Consider the following 19,956-nt stretch of genomic DNA (forward strand, 5'->3'; position numbering starts at 1 on the left):
ATCCAGAAATCAGGAAGGGTTTTCGTCATCTGCAGACAGCAGATAACCGGTGATGGAGCGGCCAGCATCGAGATATTGTTTTGCAGCGTTTTGAACATCATCTGTCGTTACCGACTGGAGCAATGCTGGCCAGTTCTGAATTTCTTCCAGTGTCTGGCCTGTGGTCAGACCAACGCCGATAATCCGGGCCAGGGACGCCTGATTGTCCTGCGCATAAACCGTGTCGGAAATCATGCGATTGCGCGCTTTGTCCAATTCATCCTGCTCAACACCACCGGTTTTGATGTTTTCGACAATGTCCTGAACTTTTTCGATCAGTTCCTCAAGCTTCTCTGAACCATTTGGCACTGCATAGACAGAGACACGGCCGCTATCGAGTTGCTGCCCCTGATACCAGCTGCCCGCCGCTGTTGCAGGTCCGCCATTGAGAACCAGTTCCCTGTAAAGGCGGCTGGTTGACCCTCCACCCAGAATCTCGGTCAGCAACGACAAAGCAGCTGCCTCCGGGCCCTCGGCGGTGCTGTAGGAAGGCGTCAGAAATGAGCGGCGCACAGAAGGCTGCTTTACCTGCTCATTCGCCAGCGTAACGGTGCGGGCTGTCTCCATAGGGGGTTCAACAGGGCGCAGCCGAGGCAACGCATCACCGTTGCGCGAAATTGTACCGTAAGTTGCCTTTGCAAGGTCAAACACGTCTTGTGGCACCACATCACCTGCTACAATCAGAATTGCATTCTCCGGCGTGTAGTGTTTTTCGTAAAATGCAAAGGCATCCTTGCGGTTCAACTGCTTTATCTCGTGTTCCCAGCCGATCACCGGGAAGCGATAGGGATGGTTCTTGTAGAATGAGGCATCAATGGCTTCACCCAGCCGCGAGGATGGATTGTTGCCAATGCGAGAACTTCTTTCTTCAAGAACCACCTCCCGCTCAGGAAGAACAACTTCATCAGTCAAAACAAGATTGCGCATTCGGTCTGCTTCCAACGCCATCATCTCAGCCAGATGTGTTGGGGCTACACGTTGGAAATAACCGGTATAGTCACTGGATGTGAACGCATTTTCCTGCCCTCCGATTTCCGCAATACGTTTGGAAAATGCCCCGTCAGGGTTTGCTTTCGTGCCCTTGAACAACAGATGCTCCAGAAAGTGGGCTATGCCGCTTTTGCCGGGCGTCTCATCTGCGGACCCAACCTTGTACCACAGCATATGCGTTACGACCGGTGCGCGATTGTCAGGAATGACGACAATCTGCAAGCCGTTCTTCAGCATGCTGGATTCAGCATTGGGAGCAATTTTAAACGTTTCAGCGAAGGAATTTGAAACAAAAGATGCAGCAAAGATTGCTACAACAAAGTATCGGGAAATCGGCCAAAGTTTCATGAAAATCACTCTTGTCAGAATTCAGTGTCCAGGTGCGGTCGATATACGGGCGTCAGATAGGGATGTCTGGCCCGACTACACAATTACATAGAGGAGGGCATGTCACTCGGCCACTTAACTTTATGTAAGTCGCACTCAGTTCCTGCACTTAACGCTGTGCAAAACCTTCGGTCCGAATCGTTGGTTTCATGGAAAAATCCTGTCCGAGCACATGCTCAATCTTGCCTCTCAATGTCTGAGCATTGAATGGTTTGAGGATGTAATCGTTAACGCCAGCCCTCTTGGCGGCAATAACACGCTCGGTTTTAGCTTCAGCGGTGATCATAATGAAGGGCGTTTGGGAGATACGGGGATGTTCGCGAACCTTTGTCAGCAACTCGTAGCCAGTCATCGGCACCATATTCCAATCGGAAATAACCAGGCCATATTGGCGATCTTCCATCAGTTTATACGCATCGTCACCATTGGCAGCGTCGTTGATGTCACCAAAACCAAGTTGCTTTAGAAGATTCCGGATAATTCTGACCATGGTCGCGTAATCATCGACGATGAGTACAGGCATAGTGAGGTCAAGCGCCATTTTCCATCTCTTCAGTTGGCAGGATATCTGAAAACGAAGATAGTTGGGTTTCTTGAAAGTTTGGTTAAAATGACTTTTCTTCTTGCCCGCTATAGGCCCGACGAAATTGTACAGCCAACAGGGGCAGATGCCATCTTGACCTTGAGCAGCCCGCACGGCAGTGTGCGCCAGCTTACAATATGCAACACGTTGTATGACCAAAGTAACGCCAGAAGAATCGTTATCGCCGGACCTCCCTTATGCCGCTGCCTGACATTGAGACTGATTTCGTTCTGCTGGATGGCGACGCTGAACTTCCTGCCCAATTGCGTGGCGCGATTGTGGTCATCGGGAATTTCGACGGACTACATGCAGGTCATCGTGTCATTTTACAGCATGCGCTGGATCTTGCTGCCGGCACGGTGCCGGTGCTTGCACTTACATTTGAGCCTCATCCAAGAAGCGTCTTTAAACCATCTGAGCCTGTGTTTCGCCTCAGCCCGATGCGGGAAAAAGCGTCCTTGTTGCAGGCTTGCGGGCTAAAGGGTGTTGTGAACTGGTCGTTCACCAAAGAATTCGCAAACCTCAGTGCCCAGACCTTTGTAGATGACGTTCTGATCAAATATCTGTCCGCTTCTCATGTGGTGGTTGGGTATGATTTTCATTTCGGCAAGGGGCGTGAAGGCAGTCCAGCTTTCCTGTTTGCCGCCGGCCAGGACGCTGGTTTTGGTGTTACAGTTGTGCCACAGGTGACATTGCCGGACGGTCTGGCTGTGTCTTCCAGCGCAATCAGAACCCATTTGGAAAATGCTGATGTGCGGTCTGCCAACAATGAGTTGGGATATCGCTGGTTTGTTCAGTCCAAAGTCATTCATGGCGAGAAACGCGGGCGGGATTTAGGCTATCCAACCGCCAATATGGTTTTGCCATCCTCTTGCAAATTGGCGCTTGGCATTTATGCAGTCAGTGTGCGCAGACAGGATGGAACGCTCTATCACAGCGTCGCCAGCTATGGCCGCCGACCGCAATTCGATAATGGAGCGCCGCTTCTGGAAGCATTTCTGTTTGATTTTTCAGGCGATCTTTATGGTGAAATGCTGATGGTCACATTTCACGAGTTTTTGCGTGGAGAGGCCAAGTTTGATGGTGTCGATGCATTAGTAGCGCAGATGGATAAGGACAGCGCCCAGGCCCGCGCGATCCTCAAAGACGCAACGCCGCTTTCTGCGTTGGATGCAAGGCTGTCTTTTTAGGTTTTGCGGGGGCAAGCCAACGTCTGCTGGTCTGTCGCGCCAGCTTTTGTGATGGCGGGCAATTCTCAGACATAGGGAACAGCTCAGAGAGGACGGAGTTTTGGTCGCAATACATTTCCTGAGGCTCCCCGAAAACTCGAAATTGTCCCTACGCAATCAGATTTGCGAAATGTTGAGCGACGCAATCTCCAAAAACAACATTGTGCACAACGAGCCTTTGCCATCATGTCGTGCACTTTCAAAACAGCTTGGTGTCTCCAGAAACACTGTCTTTGCCGCTTATGTCCGTCTGATCGATTCAGGCCTTATCCTGTCCAGAAACCGCAGCGGTTACTTCGTTAATCCCGAAACCGTAACGCGTGTGCGACAATCGGAAGGCGACAAAACGAAGGTTCACACACCTCTCAAGCTCGATCTGAAACTTGATGGCGCAGATATTTTGCCTTCCGAGTTGCGCAAGGTCGAGCATCCGGATGATTGGAATACCTACCCCTATCCTTTTATATACAATCAGATGGACCCTCGGCTGTTTCCGCTTCAGGAGTGGCGCGAATGCATGCGCCTTGCGCTGAATTCCAAAGGCCTTGCGGATTGGAGCGGCGATTCTGGCGGAGCAGACAGTGCAAACCTCGTCAAACAGGTTCAGCAAAGGCTGCTGACGTATCGTGGGCTGGACGCCGGAGAAGATGAAATCCTGATCACATCGGGCGCGCAAAACGCTATTTTCTGTCTTGCTACACTATTCGGGCGAAAAAACCGTGTGGTTGCCCTGGAAGACCCTTGCTATCCCGAGGCGCGCAATGCGTTCACCTTGGCCGGTTGCAAAATCGTCAATGTTCCGGTGGATGAATTCGGCATGAGGATTGAAGACATGCCCGATGATTGCGGGCTGGTCTACACAACGCCCAGCCACCAATTCCCGACAACGGTGACCATGTCGGAAGAGCGCCGCCTTCAATTGAGCCAGATGGCGGCTGAGAAAGGATTTGTCATTTGCGAAGATGACTATGAGGCCGAGATGAACTTCGTCACTGAGCGGGCGCTGCCCATTCGCTCATTGGACCGCTCCGGCAATGTTGTCTACATCGGCAGCCTTTCAAAATCGCTGGCTCCAGGATTGCGTCTTGGCTACATGGTGGCGCACCCGGATATCGTTAAGGAAGCAAAGGCTGTCCGCCGCGCCATGATGCGGCACCCGCCGACACTGCTGCAGGAAGCGATGGCTCTGTTTCTGGGGTTGGGCTATCAGGATGTGCATCTGCGCCGTTTGCATCGACGTTATAAAATTCGCTGGGAAGAGATGCGCCGCGCATTGCAGGCTCATCTGCCGGATTTGCATATTCAGGCATCGCAGGGCGGCACATGTTTCTGGATTGTCGGTCCGCCAACTCTGGATGTGAATCGTCTTGCTGAGCAACTCGAAAAGAAAGGCGTTCTGATTGACGTCGGCTCGGTGTTTTTTTCAGATCCGGAAAAGGGACGAGGCATGTTCCGGCTGGGTTTTGCAGCCATTCCCAAAAAAGCCATAGCGCCCGGTGTGCAGATCATATCCGAAGAGATCACTCAAATCCTGTCATAAGCTGCGTGGCAACCGGCACAGGGTGGATCTGTCTGTCCTTTTTTTTGAGATTAACTGTCCCTGTTTTCTCATTCCATTCAAACCTAGCGTGATGTCACCCAAGACAGGAATTCGCCAAACATCTGTGGCGAACGGGTTGGAGAGACGCCAAATGACAATACCGAAATGCCCCGTCGATTGGTCTACGCAGAAGATTATTGACAAGCGGAACCAATATTACGCTGCCTCTCAGCGCGCCTTTGTTCCGTATCAGAAGCCGCTGATCCTGAAACATGGCAAAGGCCAATATATTTGGGATGAACTGGGCAATAAACTGACTGATCTTCTGGGCATGAATCTGTGCATCAGTGTTGGCCATGCCCACCCGATGGTTGTTGATGCTGTTAAGGAACAGGTCGAAGAGCTCACCCATTGCACCACAATGTTCTATCATCCGGTGCCAGCGCATCTGGCAGAGGAAATTGCGGCGACCATGCCGGATGGGCATGACTGGGTCGTCCACTTCACAAATTCCGGAGCAGAAGCGATTGATCTGGCGTTGATGATGGCGAGAGCCAGCACCGGCAATCAGGATTTGATTGCCCTGCGCAATTCCTATCATGGCGCCACCTATGGCGCGCAGGGCGTGACCGGTGTGCAGAACTTCCGTCACAACATCGCGCAATTGCCCAATGTCAGCTTCGCTGCAGAACCCTGCCAGTATCGCGGCATTTTCGGCAAAGGCGTCCAACCTTATCTGGATGATCTTGACCGTACGATTTCCTTTGCCACCAGTGGCCAATTGGCCGGCATGGTGATCGAACCGGTGCAGGGCTATGGCGGCATTATTCCCATGCCACCTGGCTATATGAAGGGCGCTTTTGAACGCATACGTGCAGCCGGTGGAGTGTGTATTGCAGACGAGGTGCAGTCCGGATTTGGCAAGACAGGCGATGCCATGTGGGGTTTTGAATCCCATGACACAATTCCCGATATCGTTGTTATGGCAAAAGGCATGGGCAACGGCATTCCCATTGGAGCCGTGGTGGCGAAACGGGAGATTGCCGATGCCATGGGCGGTAAATTCCTGTTTCATACATACGGCGCGAACCCGGTGGCTTGTGCTGCCGCTCGTGCTGTGCTCAGAATTATCAAACAAGAAAACCTGATTGAGAACGCGAAAACCGTCGGCGCAAAACTTAATGAAGGTCTTCTTCAACTTAAAGAAGAGTTTGAAATCATTGGGGATGTGCGCGGACTCGGTTTTATGCAGGCCATCGAGCTGGTCCGGGACAGAACGACCAAAGAACCGGCTGTGGAAGAGACTGCATGGGTCTTTGAGAAAACGCGTGAACATGGTTTGATCGTATCAAAGTCCGGCAACTTCAAGAATGTTCTGAGGATGGTGCCGCCGCTTTGCCTGTCGATGAGCGACGTAGAGCCGGTGATTACGGCTCTGAGGCGATGCTTCAGCGAGTTTGAGCGGGACTATTCGTGAATTGAATTTGGGTCCGGAATGAAGACTGAGAGAATTGACAGAGGCAACCTGCCAATAACCGACCAAAGGTCGAAAACGAACTGAAACACGAAAGAGGGAATGTTATGATAAGACATCTTAAATCCGTAGTAGCAATGGTCTCCATTGCCATTACGACAATGCTTTTTGCAGCAAGTGGCGCTCAAGCGCAGTCGACAATGGACGCGGTAAAGGACCGGGGCACATTGCGTGTTGGTGTGATGCAGGCACCACCCTGGTTCTACAAAGACCCTGCCGGTGATGAATGGACTGGCGTTGGCGCATCCGTTGGCAAGGCCATGGCTGAAACACTCGGCGTTGAGTTTGAGCCGGTAGAAGTGACTTGGGCCACATCAATTGCCGCTCTTCAGGCTGGCAAGATTGATATTCAGTTTGTGCTTGACGCCACGCCAAAACGGGCTTTGGCGGTCGATTTCCCATCCCAGCCGCTGCTTTATTACGCGCTGGCAGTGTTGGCAGATGAAGACCTCACAATTTCCGCTTGGGAGGATCTCAACAAGGACGGCATGAAGCTTTCTGTGTCCAAGGGCACAACAATGGAAGTCTACATCAAGAAACATCTGCCTAATGCAGAAATCCTGAGCTTTCCTGGCAATGCTGAGGCACTTGCTGCCTTCCAGTCAGGCCGCGTGAACGCGGTCGTCCTGTTCCATCCACCGCTGATCACCATGCGGAAAAACGTTGGCCGCGGCCAGATTGTCATTCCAACCCCGATCCGTGCATCCGCATCTTCCGCTGGCGTACGCAGGGAAGATGACAAGACCTTCCGTGACTGGGTGAACACCACCATCAGCTACATGTACAACACTGGTGAAACACAACGCCTGTATGAGGATTTTCTTGTCTCCTTCGACGTTGACCCTTCTACAGTTCCAGCTATTCGCCAGGAAGACTGGTAATCCGTTGATATAAAACCTTGATCCGGGCGGGATATTGAGCCCCGCCCGGGCCTCTCATCTGATGCTGGGATAATCCGAAATGGGATATGAGTGGGACTTCGCGATTGTTTTTCGCGACTTTGATCTGCTGCTGCTTGGTCTGGTCAACACCTTGAAAGTCACAGGTTTTGCGCTGCTCTTCGGGGTGCCGCTCGGGCTGGTTCTGGCTCTTGCCCGGCTTTATGGCGTTGCGATCATTCGAGTTCCGGTTGGCTTTGTGATTGAGTTTTTGCGTTCCACACCGCCCATTGCTCAGCTGTTCTGGTTCTTTTTTGCCATGCCGCTGCTTTTGGACATAGAGATTGATCCATTCGAAGCGGCAGTCATTACATTTTCACTTCAGTCGTCGGCGTTCTTTGCGGAAGTCTTTCGCGGAGGAATTGCCTCGATTGACAGCGGCCAATGGGAAGCCTCCAAGGCACTTGGCATGGAACGCAATGCACAATTGCGCCGCATCATTCTGCCTCAGGCCATCAAACGCATGGTGCCGGCTTTCATGGAACGCGCCATCGAGGTCATGAAAACCACAACTCTTGTCGGCACAATTTCCTATGCAGACCTTCTGTATGAGGCCAACTCAATTGCCGAGGAGACCTATCGGTACCTCGAAGTTTTCACCGTTGCGGCAGGCATGTATTTCGTCGTGATTTTCATCTGCTCCATGGGCGTACGTCACCTTGAGCATTACCTTGGCCGCACCGGCGAAATTACAACAGGATAGGAGGGGCTGATGGAATATAGTTGGGATTTTGGCGCAGTCTGGACCTACCGGGCCCTGTTGTGGACTGGCTTGCAGAACACAATCATTCTGGCTGTGCTGTGTCTCGTGTTAGGGTTGTTTTTTGGCCTGTTCGTAGGCGCGGCACGTTACTCAACCAGACCCATCCTGAACTATCCGGCCACCGCTTTTGTCGAACTGTTCCGTAACACGCCCGTGCTCATTCAGATCATGTGGTTCTTCTTTGCTTTTCCCATCATTTCACCTTTTCAGGTCGATGCGTTTACGGCCGCCACGCTTGGCCTTGTTCTGAACACCACAGCTTTTTCATCGGAGATTTTTCGCGCCGGCATTCAGTCCATTGCGAAAGGGCAGTGGGAGGCCGCCAAGGCCCTAGGCATGACTTACATGCAGCAGATGAAACGTATCATTCTGCCACAGGCCATTCGGCGGATGGTGCCGGCTTTCATGAACCGCGCCGTCGAACTGGTGAAAATGACCTCTCTGGCGTCCGTGATCGCCTATGGCGAACTCATGCATCAGGCCAAATCAATCGCAGCGATCTCATTCAATCCCATCGAGATGTATACCGCCGTCGCGATTTTCTATTTCCTTCTCATTTTTCCATTCGCGATTTTAGTGCGCCGATTGGAAATCAAATTCCAGCCGGGGAACTGATGACTTGACCAACGTTCTTGAAATCAAAAAACTGTCCAAGTCTTTTGGCGATCTGAAGGTGCTGGATGATATTGATCTGACAGTATCAAAAGGCAGCACTGTGGTCATCATTGGTGCGTCCGGATCTGGCAAATCCACTTTGCTGCGCTGTGTCAATTTCATGGAAATTCCAAGTGCGGGCCAAATTGTGCTGCAGGGTGATCTGGTCGGCAGCGGAACCGGCGAAACCATGAGCTACAGCGATTCCGAACTGGCCAAAATGCGTGCGCGCGTTGGTATGGTGTTTCAGCATTTCAATCTGTTTCCTCATATGAATGTGAAGCAGAATGTCATGGAAGGGCCACGCACGGTGCTGAAATGTAATGCAGCGGAATGCGAGCGCCGCGCTGACAGATATCTGGAGAAAGTCGGTCTTGGCTGGAAGGCGGATGCTTATCCTTCTCATCTCTCCGGTGGCCAGCAGCAGCGTGTAGCCATCGCACGCGCACTGGCCATGGAACCGGAAGTCATGCTGTTCGATGAGGCGACCTCGGCGCTCGACCCGGAACTGGTGGGTGAGGTTTTGCAAACCATGAAAGAATTGGCGGATGATGGTATGACCATGCTGATTGTCACCCATGAGCTTGGGTTCGCCTACACGGTGGCCGACCGGGTTCTGTTTCTGTCCGAAGGAAAAATCCTGGAGCAGGGTGATCCCGAGGCCGTGCTGATCAACCCCAAAGAAGAAGCAACCAAGAATTTCCTGCGAGGTCACGGCTCGTTCCGACTACCTGAACCCAACCTTGATTGAACAATAGCATGAAGCCCGTAATCGTCATTGGTGGAGGCATCGTTGGCATATCAACGGCCATCTGGCTGCAACGCACCGGCAAAAGCGTTACGCTGATTGACCGTGGTAACGCCGAAGCCCAGGCCAGCTATGGCAATGCTGGCGTGCTTGCTTCTTCGTCCGTCATTCCGGTCACAACACCCGGCATTGCGCGCAAAATTCCGAAAATGCTTCTCGACCCGAAAGAGCCGCTTTTCGTTAAATTGTCCTATCTGCCAAGGCTGGCTCCCTGGGCGCTTCGCTATTTGTCGCACAGCAAGGCCAGCGAAGTGCGCCGCATTGCAACAGCCCTCCGACACATCATTGGCGACAGTCTTGAGGACCATTTGGCGCTGGCTGGCGGCACTATTGCCGAGACGCGTATTATCCCGACTGATTTTACCTTCATGTATGAAAATCAGAAGGCCTTTGAGAAGGACGGGTTCGGCTGGTCTGTCAAAAAGGAACTCGGCTTTGAATGGGACAGTCTGAATGAAGCCGAACGCCAGGCCTATGATCCTGTTTTTGCGGCGGACCTCACCTTTGCTGCCCGCCTTGGCAATCATGGCCGTATCAATGACCCGAGCGCCTATGTGGCTGATCTGACATCCCATTTCTCGGCGCAGGGCGGCACAGTGCTGAAGGGCGAAGTCGAGGATTTTATCCTGGAAAACGGTCAGGTCACCGGCGTGCGGGTTGGTGGAGCCCCGTTAGAAGCATCAGCGGTTGCAGTTACAGCCGGTGCCTGGTCGACCCGATTGACCAGCAAGCTTGGCATCAAAATTCCTATGGAAGCGGAAAGCGGATACCATCTGGAGTTTTGGGAGCCGAACAAAATGCCGCGCGCGCCAACGCTCATCCCAAGTGGCAAATTCATTGCAACGCCAATGGAGGGACGACTACGCGTTGCCGGAATGGTGGAGTTTGGCGGTCTTGAAAATCAGGCATCCAAAGCGCCGCTTGATCTGCTGCGCGAGAATGCAATACGCGCCATTCCAGGACTGACCTGGAAGGAAGAAACGCAATGGATGGGCCACAGACCCGCACCGACGGATTCGGTGCCGATTATCGATCAGGTTCCCGGCGCGCCGGGCGTTTTTCTGGGGTTCGGACATCAGCATGTCGGTCTGACCGGTGGCGCAAGAACCGGACAGCTTCTGTCTCAATTGATGTCAAATCAAAAACCCAATATCGACATGGCTCCCTACGCCTGTGACCGGTTCGCTTAAGGTTCCGAATTGCGATTGTCTCCGGCATAGCCGTGCGTCAGAAGAGACGCGTCTGACGATCCACACATTTTCCAGGGCCTGAACCCAATTGGATAACGCAGTCTTAGGGTGTTCGCGTCGCATTGCTGTTCCCGGTTAGCATGTGATTCACTTCATTTTGGTAGCCTGCGGTCCGAGAATTCTGATGACCCAGGACAATCCAGTATGCTGAGTTTATTGAGTTACATTGTTTATGAGCACAATCTGGTATTTTTGATACTGGCTGTGATGACCCTTGGTTTGGGGTCTGTCGTGACGATGAAATTATTTGCGCGGATGCGGCGTACCGAAAAGGATGTCAGGCAATTATGGCTGATCCTGGCAGGTCTTATTGGTGGCGGCACAATCTGGAGCACTCATTTCGTTGCCATGCTGGCTTATGAGAGCAATCTCATTTTAGGGTATGATCCGGTTCTTTCCATAATATCACTGCTTCTCGTCGTCGCCACGACAACACTCGGCTTTTATGTCGCCTCTCTAACTCAGCGGACATACCTTATTGAAATCGGCGGTTTGATTCTGGGGCTCGGTGTCGGCCTTATGCATTACTCCGGAATGGCAGCGATCCACTTGTCCGGTGTTTATCACTGGGACACGACAGTCGTTGTGTTCTCTATCCTGTTCGGCGGCGGGTTTGGTGTTGTCGCACTCAATCGAATTTCGCGTCCGGTGACCCGTTTTTGTCAGCAGGGCGGCACAGTGGCGTTTTGCCTCGCAGTGGCCCTGATGCATTTTACCGGAATGTCCGGGTTCACGCTCACACCTTTAAACATTGATCTGGAAGTCACCGAGCTGATTTCGGAAGAGATTCTGGGCACTGGTATTGTGATTGTGATGGCCTTGTTGTTTTTGACGACATTCATCACCAGCACGATCGATCTTAAAAACGCCGAAGCGACATCGGAACATTATAAGCATTTGGCTTTGCACGATCCGCTGACAGGCGTTGCCAACCGTCTTGGTTGTGAGCAGTATTTGACCAAGGTGCTCTCCAGAACGGGTGATTCAACAACCAATGTCGCGGTTCTTTCCGTAGATCTCGACCGCTTCAAGAACGTGAATGATGTTCACGGCCATGCTGCGGGCGATCATCTGCTGCGCACAATATGCCAGCGTGTCACCGACATATTGGGAGATGGCGAGGTGTTTGGCAGATTTGGAGGCGACGAATTCATTGCCGTGAAAAGTAAAGTCTTTACGGAACGTGATGCGTTGGAGTTTGGCCACAGGATACTGGATTCAATTCGCAAACCGGTTGTCTGGCAGGAGGCGATCTTTGAAATGACCGCCAGTATCGGATTCTCGTTGTTTCCGCGCGATGGCATTAAGCCCGTTGAACTGATGGAGAAAGCTGACCTGGCCATGTACAGGGCAAAGACGCGGGGCAGAAACTGTGCCGTTGGCTATGACGAGAAAATGGATACAGCTGTTAAAGAGCGGACTGCCTTGGCGATGGATCTTTCCAGTGCCATCGAAAACGACCAGTTGGAAGTCTATTATCAGCTTCAGAATAATGCGAGCACGCGCAATATCAGCGGCGTTGAAGCTCTGCTGCGCTGGCATCATCCACAACGAGGCATGGTGCCACCGGACATATTCATTCCGATAGCAGAAGAAACAGGTTTGATCACGGCTCTGGGCAACTGGGTTCTGCATCGGGCTTGTAAAGAGGCGTGTGAATGGTCGCTTCCTGTCAATGTTGCTGTGAACGTGGCACCGAAACAGATTTGTGATCCCGAATTCCCCGCAACAGTTCATGAAACGCTGCTAAAGACCGGCTTGTCGCCCGCACGGCTGGAACTGGAAATCACCGAGAGCGGAATTATCTCAGATACCGCACAAACGCTTCATATTATTCGCCAGTTGAAGAACCTCGGTGTGAAGATTGCCATGGATGACTATGGAACCGGCTATTCATCGCTGTCGACACTGCAAAACTTCCCTTTTGATAAAATCAAGATTGATCGGGAATTTGTGAAAGAAATTCACACCAACAAGCACTCCTCGGCAATCATTAGATCGACGGTTATTCTGGGAAACAGCCTGGATATCCCTGTCCTTGCTGAAGGCGTGGAGACAGAAGCTCACCTTAAATTCCTGCACGAACAGGGTTGTCAGCAGGTCCAGGGCTTTTTGTTCGGAAAGCCGATGCCGCATACAGACCTTCAAGCCATACTGGATTTGCAGAATGGACTGGAAAACGTGAGCGAGTTTCCAAAAGTCGAAGAAAAACGTGCGCTCAGAGCATCCTAGCCAGCCCCCAGCCGCGGATATGTGAGACATATGACCTTGTAGCAGAGCGTTCCGATTTAACTTTTATTCCAGGATGCTGACCCGCGCTTGATCGTATCGTACTGATTTAAAAGCATAACCCTCTTAGAATGCACCCCAACAGCATTAACGATGTCTGTACAAAATCCACAAAAATTGTTCTCAAATGTGTAAACGGATTTGAAGGGATATGCATGCATATTAGCATCCTAATAAGGGAACCTTGAGAAATGCGCGATAAAATCAAGAACCACAATCAGCTGGATTGGCGGGATCTCCGCAATCCAAACAATGTTCTACCCCATCGGGAAACGGACAAAGGCACTGTTGTTGTACCGCTTGTTCCCGCTGACAATACTGAAGGTGCCAATACGAGGCCGGCATCGTCCGAAATGCGCGGCGGGCCTGGCTTTCGTGTAAACACGCAGTTTGAAAGTGTTTCGGTCGCGCAGATCAAACAATTGCGGGAATTTGAAACGCCCGAGATTTCAGATGCGCTCAACCGCATGTTCACGATGGATCCGGCCATTCGTAATGTGGTGAATGAAGAAGCGCTCTACGGCCCGGCAATCACCGTGAAAGTCTTCCCCGGTGACAATCTGATGGTTCACAAGGCTTTGGACATTGTAAACCCTGGTGATGTTATCGTTGTGGATACAAGCGGTCTGCCCCGCAATGCCTGCGTTGGTGACATGATTGGCAACAAGGCCAAACATCTGGGTGTGGCCGGATTTGTGATTGACGGGCTGGTGCGAGACTTGTCCGGGCTACGCGAGATCGGCCTTCCGGTCTATGCAACCGGCATTACGGCCTTTGGCCCTCTGCATCGGGGACCTGGCGAATTGTGCCATTCCATTTCCTGCGGCGGCATTGTCGTGAATGCGGGCGATGCGATTTGCGCCGACTCCAGTGGCATTGTCGTGGTCAACAAGAACTTTGTGACAGACACGATCAGCCATCTGGAAGATCAGCGCAAGAGCCTTGAGGATTACACGGCCAATGTCAAAAAGGGTAAATTCTCCAACGAGTGGGTCGACAAGCAACTTAGCTTTGACGGCTGCCTGTTTGAATAATCCGGACGGGACTCGGTGTCAGATATCAAGCTTCAAAACGCAAAGGCAAATCCCATCGCGGCCAAAATCTGGTCGTGCTGGTATCGCTTGCGATTCTTCATGGATGTCCCATCCATATTGAGGCTTCTGCGTTACCGTAAACTGCGTCAGACATACTATGATGCGCTTTGGAGTGAAGCTGCAAAGAACATCGAAGCGGACATCGTTCTGAATTCCTTTGGAATGACCCGGATCAGCAAGGCTGGCTGGAGCACCTTTGTCCGGCAGCATGAAATGATGTTCGACAGTCCGCTGATGCTGAACCTGATGGGCAACAAGGCGTTGACCTATCAATTGCTAAGTGATTTGGGGGCACCGATTGTGCCACATCTCATCGTGTCCATGGCGCAGTTGGACAAGGCCAGAGGGTTTTTGGCCTCTCACAGCACGATCGTTGTAAAACCCGCCAGCGGCACCGGTGGCGGCCGAGGCGTGACAACGGGCGTTAAGACGGAAGGCCAACTGATGGCCGCCGCAAAGCTCGCCGCCCGATCTGACCGCAATCTGATTGTCGAAAAACAGGTTGAAGGGCAGTCATACCGGCTGTTGTTCCTTGATGGCCAGTTCATCGACGCCATTCGTCGCGATCTACCGGTCCTGATCGGTGACGGGCAATCGAACCTGCGCCAATTGATCAGGCAGGAAAACAAACGCCGTGAACATCAATTGCCCATGCGCGCACTAAGTCCGTTGGCAATCGATAAGGATATGAAAAACTGGATGATGGCCAATGATATGCGCCTCTCCGATGTGTCGCCGAATGGTGAAGCCATACAAATCAAGCGCGCGACCAATGAAAACGACAGCAGCGGCAATGTGAATGTTACCCAATTGGTCAATGAAGATATTGTTTTGCGTTGCGCAGAGCTGGTGCAGAATCTGGGCGTAAAATTCGCAGGCGTTGATCTGATATGCCAGGATATCGCTGGGTCATTCTCGTCAGAAAACTGCTATGTCGGAGAGGTCAACACCACTCCCGGTCTTCATCATCATTATCTCATCGCCAATCCAATTGACGGAAATCCTGTTGCAGAAATCGCGCTGGATTATCTGTATTCCCAAAAAATGGGCATCATGACTTCAGACAATCCGACCCACTCAGGTCTTTCCCCCGTGATCTCTGAAACGCAAAGCAAAACCCCGATCAGTGCAGAACAGGCAAATCAACGACCATCTGTTGCAAAGAGGGTTCTTGCTGATGAGCTCCACTGATCTGCAGGCGTCGTTCGAAAACTGGGATGTGTCTGCGCTGGACAAATCCACACCTGTGCTCATTCTGGGTGGCAGGGAAAATTCACTATCCCTTGTCAGACGATACGGCGCTGTCGGAATAAAAACACGCGTGTCTGGACCATCTGATTGCTGGGGCATGAATTCGCGTCACTGTCACCAGAAATTGCCCATTCCGAGGGGTGTTTCTGACGCTGAATACTGGCACGACCTTCTTCTATCAGGCGCCAACACAAATCTGCATGGCAGCCTGTTGATCGGTTGCAGCGATTTCGCTCTCGAGTTTCTGGCCAATAACAGAACAGCTCTGGAACAGAATTATGTGCTGGATCACGCCAATTCTGAAATACAATTGGCGCTTTTGGACAAGCGCGAAACGTTGAAACTGGCTCGATCTGCCGGAGTTGCCACTCCGCAGTTCTGGGATGTCGAAACCGAAGCAGATCTTGAAATCGTTCGCCAATCCGTCTCGTTTCCAGTCATGGTCAAGCCGGTTCTATCGCACGAATTCATCAAAGTGTTTGGCCGCAAACTGTTCATCATCGAAATGGAATTTGATGAACTGGCTGAGAAAGTCAGACTGTCCTGGGCCAAAAAGCTGGATGTCATGGTGATCGAGATGATCCCCGGGCCGGATTCACTGCTGAGCAGCTATTACACCTATATGGCTGACGATCATCAGCCATCTTTCGATTACACAAAATGCATCATCCGCAGATTTCCGCTCAATCGCGGACTGGCCTGTTACCACCAAAGCAAGTGGATGCCTGAAACGGCAGCAGTCGGTAAACAGTTATTCGAAGGGATTGGGTTTACCGGCTTCGGCAATGTCGAGTTTAAGCGCGACCCGCGCGACAACGTATTGAAGATCATTGAATGCAATGCACGCTTTACCTCCGCACAGGAGTTGATCGTGCGTGCCGGAGCGCCGATTGACTTCATCTATTATTGCAAGGCCACCGGGCAGCCAGCACCGACATTCAAGGACTACAATCAGAAGCTGACTTTCTGGTATGCGCTGCGGGATTTTCTGGCCTTTCTTGAAATGCAAAAGGCCGGGAAAATCACGGCAGGACAATGGATCAAAAGCCTGTTCCCTTTGAACCATATTTCACCGCTTCATAGCCTGTCCGATCCATATCCCAGTTTTGCAGCGCTCATTACGCGGGTTGAACAAACGATAAAGAGACTGCTGTGACCCGTGATCGTGTCACCGCCACTGATCTGGAAGCCTATGTTTTGCGCCTGTTTGCAGCCCTGTCCGTTGAGGAAAAGCAGGCCCGATCCGTAGCGGCCAACATGATCTGGAGCGAACTGGTGGGACGTGAGAATTTCGGTGTTCTGCGCATCCCTATCCATGTGAAGCGTTTGCGCGCTGGGGTGCTGAACCCGCAAAGCAACCCTCACTTCGAGCGCACCGGAACAAGTGCAGGCGTTTTGAATGCGGAAAATGGATTTGGCTATTATGCCGGAGACCTTGCAACACAACACGCCGTGGATCTGGCGCGGGAGACCGGCATTGGCATTGTCGGCGTAAAGCACAGCAATTTTTTTGGAACAGGTGCCTACTTCGCCGCTCAGGCCGCAGACAAGGGCATGCTCTCGCTGGTCATGAGCAACTCATTTCCCAAAGTGGTGGCTCATGGCGGCCTATCTGCCGTTCTTGGCACCAACCCTTTCGCCTTTGGAGCGCCACGCGAAAATGGCGATCATCTGCTCGTCGATTTTGCCACATCATCCTTGGCAGGCTCCACAGTGCGGGAGTATCTGTCCAAAGGTGAAGCTCTGCCGCAAGGACTCGCAATCAGGCCGGATGGTCAACCCGAAACGGATCCGGCAAAAATCGGTGAGGCGGCGCTGCTACCCTTTGGCGGTGCAAAGGGATACGGGCTGTCTTTGATGGTGGAAATCCTGTCCGGTATTCTGAGCGGCGCAGGGTTTTCCGACGGGGTTAAATCGACCTATAGCAACTTTGCAGACAACAGCGATAACGGCCACTGCGTGATTGTGATCGACGTGGAAAAATTCATGCCGCTGGCCGATTTCTTTGCGCGATTTGAAGCCTTTAGAGCGCTTCTGAAAGCGTCAAGTTCCGAAGCAGAAGTCCTGCTTCCTGGAGAAATTCGCTGGGCGAACTTCAAAGCCAATAGCGAAAACGGGTTGGATATTCCGCAAAAAATCCAAGCTGAACTGGCTGCCCTGTCCGCAGAATTCAACATACCGACACCCTGGTAGGCACGCGATGATGCCGAAACTTGCCAGTTTGCTTTCCACCCTGTTCGGCACGTCATTCTTCCTGACGGTGGCGCGGCTTGGTGGCGCGGGTACAGGCATCATTCTACAGATATTGATCGCAAGGTTTTATGGTGCTGATGTGCTGGGCACCTATTATGTGGCGTTGAGCCTTGGCGGTATCCTGTCAGTCTTTATCTCGATGGGATATCCGTGGATTGTCGCACCCATCCTTGCCGATCATGAAGCAGACAGTCATTCGACCAGCCTTAAGGCATTCCTTCAATTGGTTCGCAAGGATGCTTTGCTTCTGACAGGCCTGTTCAGCATCCCGATTGCGTTGCTGATATGGCTGTATCCGGAAATGGCCACTGACAAACGTTACGCATTGCTGATTGGTCTGGCCACGGCTCCCGTCTATCTGGTGATGCGGCTATGCGGCGGCATTGCAAACGCCATGAAGTTCTTTCAATTGGCCAATCTGCCGGAGCTGTTGTTCAGGCCGGTGCTGACGCTCTGTTTTGTGGCGGCAGCTTTGGCCTTTTCAGTGCCGATTGGCTCCGTTTCAATAGTCACGCTCAATTTTCTGATTGTCGTCGCCCTGACAGTCTGGATGGCATTGGCGTTACGCCAAAAGACCCGTTCTGAATTTGTCGGTGCTGCAGGCGATGCTCCTCTGTCCGGCCAGGAGACGTCAAAACTCAGACGGCTCGCTGTTCCGATGATCTTCTCCACCTTGTTCGTCAATATGTTCGCGGACATGGATATCTTGATGATCGGGCTGATCCTGCCGGTTGACGAAGCGGGTATCTTTGGCGTTGCCATGAAAATAGCGGCCTTGCTGGTCTTTGCTGTTCAGGTCACCCACCAGATCCTGTTGCGCGATGCCGCCAACGCACATCTGGCGGCAGATAGCCAGAAAATGCATCGGATCATTGGAAAGGCCAATGTCTTTGCAATTGTCTCCAGCATCGCATCACTGATTGGCCTGCTGCTCTTCGGGAAGTTTGTTCTGGGTCTCTTCGGCCCGGAGTTTCAGGCAGCCTATGTCTGCCTTCTCGGATTGATCATAGCCCAGATCATTCGAGCCTCAGCAGGCCCTGCAATTCAGATATTGATGATCACCAAAAACCAGCGCGCCGGTATACCGGTCTATATCTGCAGCACAGTCCTGCTCTTTGTCAGCAATCTGGTGCTGGTCCCGCTCTTCAAATATGAAGGCGCGGCAGCAGCGGTCATCATTACAACCCTCTTCTGGTCTGTCTGGCTGAACCATCTGGCAAAACAGAAAACCGGGTATCAGGTGTCCATTTTCGGCAAATCCAGACGGGTACACTAAATCCCGTCATCCACGCTGATGATAACATTTCCCTTTTTGCGACCGGTATCCACATAGGCATGCGCCTTTTGAATCTGGTCAAGCGGATAGCATCGGTCAATGACGGGGCTGAACTGGCCAGCCTCCACAAGCTCTGCGATAAACTTCAATTCTTCGGCCTTCTCCGGGGCATAACCCCCGATGCCTTTTTTGCCATCGGTTTTCGTTGCAAAAATCATCGACAAAAGCTGCGGTAAATCACCGGAAACCATCAGAAAGCGCCCACCTGTGCGCAAAGCTTTTTGCGCTGATTTATAGGTGAGGGTGCCAGTTGTATCGAGAATGATGTCGTAGGCATTTTCTTGCCAGGAAAAGTCTTCCTGTGTGTAATCAATGACGCTGTCGGCTCCTATGGATCGAACAAGATCCATATTACCGGCGCTGCAGACACCGCTGACATGTGCGCCAAAATACTTGGCGATTTGGACCGCAGCGGTTCCAACCCCGCCTGAGGCACCATTTATGAGCACTTTGTCACCACTTTGGATCCCGGCCTTATCCCGCAAAAAATTCAGAGCAGTGGCACCGCCAAAGGACAGACCGGCTGCTTCCTTGTAGCTTGAAGAAGCAGGCATCAAAGCAATGGCTGCACCCTCGGCAATGGTTGCATATTCCGCATAACCGCCGAATTTAGCGCCGGGATAGGCAAAAACATCATCGCCAATCTTAAACCGCGTGACGCTTTGTCCAACAGCAACAATTCGACCAGCATATTCAGTTCCAAGGATTTTGCGTCTTGGTGCGAAAGTCCCAAACACCAGACGACCGATCAGCCCGTATCCCCTTGGCAAGTCCAGGCTGCGTGCCTTCTGGTCGCCGGTGGTCACGCTTGTTGCGTATATCTTGATGAGCACCTCATTGTCTTTCGGCGTAGGTTTGGTCACCTGACTGAGCTTGAGCACGTCGGGTGCGCCATATTGTTTATAGATCACAGCTTTCATCGTTCAGCTCCAGATGAATAAGTTGATGTTAGAGCGCATGTATAAATATGCATGCGTGGAAGGTAAATTGACTAATTACGCCTAAATTATATGCATTT

General features: G+C 51.9%; 17 protein-coding genes. 14 read left to right on the plus strand and 3 right to left on the minus strand.

Features of this window, described 5'->3' with window-relative positions; all coding sequences use genetic code 11:
- Positions 1 to 9: 9 nt before the first annotated feature.
- Both RAL91_RS09085 and RAL91_RS09090 read right to left on the minus strand, forming a co-directional pair.
- Positions 10 to 1,377 (minus strand): pitrilysin family protein, encoded by a 1,368-nt coding sequence (locus RAL91_RS09085; protein ID WP_306261584.1) that lies wholly within the window; start codon positions 1,375 to 1,377, stop codon positions 10 to 12.
- 148 nt (positions 1,378 to 1,525) lie between these two features.
- Positions 1,526 to 1,957, minus strand: a complete 432-nt coding sequence (locus RAL91_RS09090) for a response regulator (RefSeq protein ID WP_306261587.1) — start codon at positions 1,955 to 1,957, stop codon at positions 1,526 to 1,528.
- A gap of 239 nt (positions 1,958 to 2,196) precedes the next feature.
- Between RAL91_RS09090 and RAL91_RS09095 the strand changes: the two genes are divergently transcribed.
- From RAL91_RS09095 to RAL91_RS09160, 14 genes are all read left to right on the plus strand, one after another.
- Positions 2,197 to 3,189 (plus strand): bifunctional riboflavin kinase/FAD synthetase, encoded by a 993-nt coding sequence (locus tag RAL91_RS09095; RefSeq protein ID WP_306261589.1) that lies wholly within the window; start codon positions 2,197 to 2,199, stop codon positions 3,187 to 3,189.
- 142 nt (positions 3,190 to 3,331) lie between these two features.
- On the plus strand, positions 3,332 to 4,768 hold the full coding sequence (locus RAL91_RS09100) for a PLP-dependent aminotransferase family protein (protein WP_306261591.1): 1,437 nt from the start codon (positions 3,332 to 3,334) through the stop codon (positions 4,766 to 4,768).
- 151 nt (positions 4,769 to 4,919) lie between these two features.
- Complete coding sequence (locus RAL91_RS09105; protein ID WP_306261593.1) at positions 4,920 to 6,245, plus strand: aspartate aminotransferase family protein; 1,326 nt, start codon at positions 4,920 to 4,922, stop codon at positions 6,243 to 6,245.
- Between the two features lie 104 nt (positions 6,246 to 6,349).
- Positions 6,350 to 7,183, plus strand: coding sequence for a transporter substrate-binding domain-containing protein (locus tag RAL91_RS09110; RefSeq protein ID WP_306261595.1), 834 nt, complete (start codon positions 6,350 to 6,352; stop codon positions 7,181 to 7,183).
- Between the two features lie 79 nt (positions 7,184 to 7,262).
- The gene (locus tag RAL91_RS09115) at positions 7,263 to 7,943 is read left to right on the plus strand and encodes an amino acid ABC transporter permease (RefSeq protein WP_306261597.1); all 681 of its coding nucleotides are present in this window, start codon (positions 7,263 to 7,265) and stop codon (positions 7,941 to 7,943) included.
- Between the two features lie 9 nt (positions 7,944 to 7,952).
- Positions 7,953 to 8,618 carry an amino acid ABC transporter permease gene (locus tag RAL91_RS09120; RefSeq protein ID WP_306261599.1) on the plus strand — a complete coding sequence of 222 codons (666 nt, stop codon included), beginning with the start codon at positions 7,953 to 7,955 and terminating at the stop codon, positions 8,616 to 8,618.
- Between the two features lie 4 nt (positions 8,619 to 8,622).
- Entirely contained in the window at positions 8,623 to 9,408 is a 786-nt protein-coding gene (locus RAL91_RS09125) for an amino acid ABC transporter ATP-binding protein (RefSeq protein ID WP_306261602.1), read from the plus strand.
- A gap of 8 nt (positions 9,409 to 9,416) precedes the next feature.
- Positions 9,417 to 10,655 carry an FAD-binding oxidoreductase gene (locus RAL91_RS09130; RefSeq protein WP_306261604.1) on the plus strand — a complete coding sequence of 413 codons (1,239 nt, stop codon included), beginning with the start codon at positions 9,417 to 9,419 and terminating at the stop codon, positions 10,653 to 10,655.
- A 204-nt stretch (positions 10,656 to 10,859) separates the two neighbouring features.
- Positions 10,860 to 12,947 carry a bifunctional diguanylate cyclase/phosphodiesterase gene (locus RAL91_RS09135; protein WP_306261606.1) on the plus strand — a complete coding sequence of 696 codons (2,088 nt, stop codon included), beginning with the start codon at positions 10,860 to 10,862 and terminating at the stop codon, positions 12,945 to 12,947.
- Between the two features lie 248 nt (positions 12,948 to 13,195).
- Positions 13,196 to 14,038, plus strand: coding sequence for a hypothetical protein (locus RAL91_RS09140; RefSeq protein ID WP_306261608.1), 843 nt, complete (start codon positions 13,196 to 13,198; stop codon positions 14,036 to 14,038).
- Between the two features lie 15 nt (positions 14,039 to 14,053).
- Positions 14,054 to 15,289, plus strand: coding sequence for a hypothetical protein (locus tag RAL91_RS09145; RefSeq protein ID WP_306261609.1), 1,236 nt, complete (start codon positions 14,054 to 14,056; stop codon positions 15,287 to 15,289).
- The gene (locus tag RAL91_RS09150; protein ID WP_306261610.1) at positions 15,276 to 16,505 is read left to right on the plus strand and encodes a hypothetical protein; all 1,230 of its coding nucleotides are present in this window, start codon (positions 15,276 to 15,278) and stop codon (positions 16,503 to 16,505) included. The genes RAL91_RS09145 and RAL91_RS09150 overlap by 14 nt, the downstream gene beginning before the upstream one ends.
- Positions 16,502 to 17,542 carry an Ldh family oxidoreductase gene (locus tag RAL91_RS09155; RefSeq protein WP_306261611.1) on the plus strand — a complete coding sequence of 347 codons (1,041 nt, stop codon included), beginning with the start codon at positions 16,502 to 16,504 and terminating at the stop codon, positions 17,540 to 17,542. Before RAL91_RS09150 ends, RAL91_RS09155 begins: the two co-directional genes overlap by 4 nt.
- 7 nt (positions 17,543 to 17,549) lie before the next feature.
- On the plus strand, positions 17,550 to 18,878 hold the full coding sequence (locus RAL91_RS09160) for an oligosaccharide flippase family protein (protein ID WP_306261612.1): 1,329 nt from the start codon (positions 17,550 to 17,552) through the stop codon (positions 18,876 to 18,878).
- Here the strand turns inward: RAL91_RS09160 and RAL91_RS09165 are convergent.
- Positions 18,875 to 19,858, minus strand: coding sequence for an NAD(P)-dependent alcohol dehydrogenase (locus RAL91_RS09165; RefSeq protein WP_306261613.1), 984 nt, complete (start codon positions 19,856 to 19,858; stop codon positions 18,875 to 18,877). The genes RAL91_RS09160 and RAL91_RS09165 overlap by 4 nt on opposite strands.
- Positions 19,859 to 19,956 lie beyond the last annotated feature (98 nt).

Origin of the sequence: Pararhizobium sp. IMCC21322, from assembly GCF_030758295.1 — a bacterium.
In the GTDB taxonomy this organism is placed as follows: domain Bacteria; phylum Pseudomonadota; class Alphaproteobacteria; order Rhizobiales.

Coding starts and splice junctions, on each gene's coding strand:
- RAL91_RS09165 (WP_306261613.1), bottom strand. CDS start 19,858: ATGAAAGCTGTGATCTATAAACAATATGGCGCACCCGACGTGCTCAAG.
- RAL91_RS09090 (WP_306261587.1), bottom strand. CDS start 1,957: ATGGCGCTTGACCTCACTATGCCTGTACTCATCGTCGATGATTACGCG.
- RAL91_RS09130 (WP_306261604.1), top strand. CDS start 9,417: ATGAAGCCCGTAATCGTCATTGGTGGAGGCATCGTTGGCATATCAACG.
- RAL91_RS09160 (WP_306261612.1), top strand. CDS start 17,550: ATGATGCCGAAACTTGCCAGTTTGCTTTCCACCCTGTTCGGCACGTCA.
- RAL91_RS09105 (WP_306261593.1), top strand. CDS start 4,920: ATGACAATACCGAAATGCCCCGTCGATTGGTCTACGCAGAAGATTATT.
- RAL91_RS09085 (WP_306261584.1), bottom strand. CDS start 1,377: ATGAAACTTTGGCCGATTTCCCGATACTTTGTTGTAGCAATCTTTGCT.
- RAL91_RS09135 (WP_306261606.1), top strand. CDS start 10,860: ATGCTGAGTTTATTGAGTTACATTGTTTATGAGCACAATCTGGTATTT.
- RAL91_RS09095 (WP_306261589.1), top strand. CDS start 2,197: ATGCCGCTGCCTGACATTGAGACTGATTTCGTTCTGCTGGATGGCGAC.
- RAL91_RS09120 (WP_306261599.1), top strand. CDS start 7,953: ATGGAATATAGTTGGGATTTTGGCGCAGTCTGGACCTACCGGGCCCTG.
- RAL91_RS09115 (WP_306261597.1), top strand. CDS start 7,263: ATGGGATATGAGTGGGACTTCGCGATTGTTTTTCGCGACTTTGATCTG.
- RAL91_RS09150 (WP_306261610.1), top strand. CDS start 15,276: ATGAGCTCCACTGATCTGCAGGCGTCGTTCGAAAACTGGGATGTGTCT.
- RAL91_RS09110 (WP_306261595.1), top strand. CDS start 6,350: ATGATAAGACATCTTAAATCCGTAGTAGCAATGGTCTCCATTGCCATT.
- RAL91_RS09140 (WP_306261608.1), top strand. CDS start 13,196: ATGCGCGATAAAATCAAGAACCACAATCAGCTGGATTGGCGGGATCTC.